Source organism: Actinotalea ferrariae (assembly GCF_019733465.1).
GTDB lineage: Bacteria > Actinomycetota > Actinomycetes > Actinomycetales > Cellulomonadaceae > Actinotalea > Actinotalea ferrariae_A.
The window spans coordinates 1-1,658 of sequence record NZ_JACVQL010000085.1; the positions used below are offsets into that span (position 1 = coordinate 1).

Annotated in this window: 2 protein-coding genes; both read right to left on the bottom strand. The window is 76.7% G+C overall.

Features of this window, described 5'->3' with window-relative positions:
• On the bottom strand, window positions 1-341 hold a 341-nt coding region (locus ICW40_RS07665; protein ID WP_221653243.1), incomplete at its 3' end, for a twin-arginine translocase TatA/TatE family subunit.
• Between the two features lie 63 nt (window positions 342-404).
• A partial coding sequence (locus ICW40_RS07670; protein ID WP_260458926.1) for a S1C family serine protease occupies window positions 405-1,658 on the bottom strand: 1,254 nt, incomplete at its 5' end.

Genomic DNA, 1,658 nt, shown 5'->3' on the forward strand with positions numbered 1-1,658 from the left:
CCCGCCGCGGCCGAGGCCGAGGCTCCGGCCGCAGCCCCGGCGCGGCCCGTCGTGTAGCGGCGCCCGGTCACGGGCGGGGGCGGCGCGACGTCCTCCAGCAGCGCGTCCCGCACGATCCGGCGGGGGTCGTAGCGGCGGGGGTCGAGCGACGCCCAGTCGACGTCGGCAGCCTCCTCGCCCAGCTCGGACGCGACCCGCTCGCGCGCGGTCCCGAGGAAGCGCCGCAGCGTGCGCACCCACGACCCGAGCTGCTCGGCGTAGCCGGGCAGGCGCTCGGGGCCCACCACGAGGAGGGCCACCACGATGAGGACGAGGAACTCGCCCCCGTTGATGCCGAGCACGCGGTCAGACTAGCCAGCCGCGGCGAGGCCCCACGCCACGCGGGCCACGTCCGGGCCCCGCGGTCACGGCGCCTCGCTCGCGGTCTCGTCGAGGATGACCCGCACGTCGCGCTCCTGGTCGCCCGACCGGACCGTGAGCGACACGGAGTCGCCCGGGGCCTTCGCGCGGATGGCGACGATGAGCTCGTCGGCCTCGGTCACGGGGCGTCCGTCGATCGCGACGATGACGTCGCCGGGCTCGATGCCCGCGCGCTCCGCCGGGCCGTCCGGCGTCACGGGCGCGATGCCGTCCTGCGGCTCGCTCGAGACCTGCACGCCCTCACCGGTGTACCGCTGGTCGAGCAGCACGCCGATCACCGGGTACGTCGCGGTCCCCGTCTCGATCAGCTGCTCGGCCGTGCGGCGCGCCTGGTTGGACGGGATGGCGAAGCCGAGCCCGATGCTCCCCGACGCCGCGGTGCCAGGCCGCTGGGCGATCGCCGAGTTGATCCCGATGACCTGCCCGGACGCGTCGACGAGGGGCCCGCCGGAGTTGCCGGGGTTGATCGCGGCGTCCGTCTGGATCGCGTTGATGAAGGCCGTCGACTGACCGTCACCCGCCGAGACGGGGCGGTTGAGCGCGCTGACGATGCCGGTCGTGACGGTGCCCTGGAGCCCGAGCGGTGCGCCGACCGCGACCACCGGGTCGCCGACGACGACCTCGTCCGAGTCGCCGAGGACGAGCGGCGTCAGACCCGTGCGCTCGACCTTGAGCACCGCGAGGTCGTACGCCGTGGTGGCCCCGACGATCTCCGCCGTGTCCTGGCTCCCGTCGGCGAAGACGACGACGACCTCGGCGCCCGGTCCCGCGCCGGCCACGACGTGGTTGTTCGTGAGGATGTAGCCGTCCTCGCGCAGGACGAAGCCGGAGCCCGTCCCCTCGCCCTGCTGGGCCCGCACCTCGATCGAGACGACGCTCGGCAGCACCTGCGCGGCGACCTCCGCGACCCCGGTGAGGTCGCCGGCACCCTCGGCGCCGCCGCTCCCGCCGGGCCGGGGCAGCGCTGCGTCCGCGGGTCGCGGGCGGTCGAGCCACTGGTCGCCGAGGTACCCGCCGGCGGCACCGGCGACGAGCGCGAGGAGGAGGAGCGGCACCACCCAGACGAGGCCGAGGGCACGACGGCGACGCGGACGCTCGGGACGGCCCCAGCTGTCGAGGGCGGGCGCCGGCGGCAGGGACGTGGGGTCGCCGGCGTGGGGTGCGGCCGACGTGTCCGACGCGGCCGACGGCGCCGCGGCCGACGCGTGCGGCGCGGACGACGGCGACGGGGGCTGCGG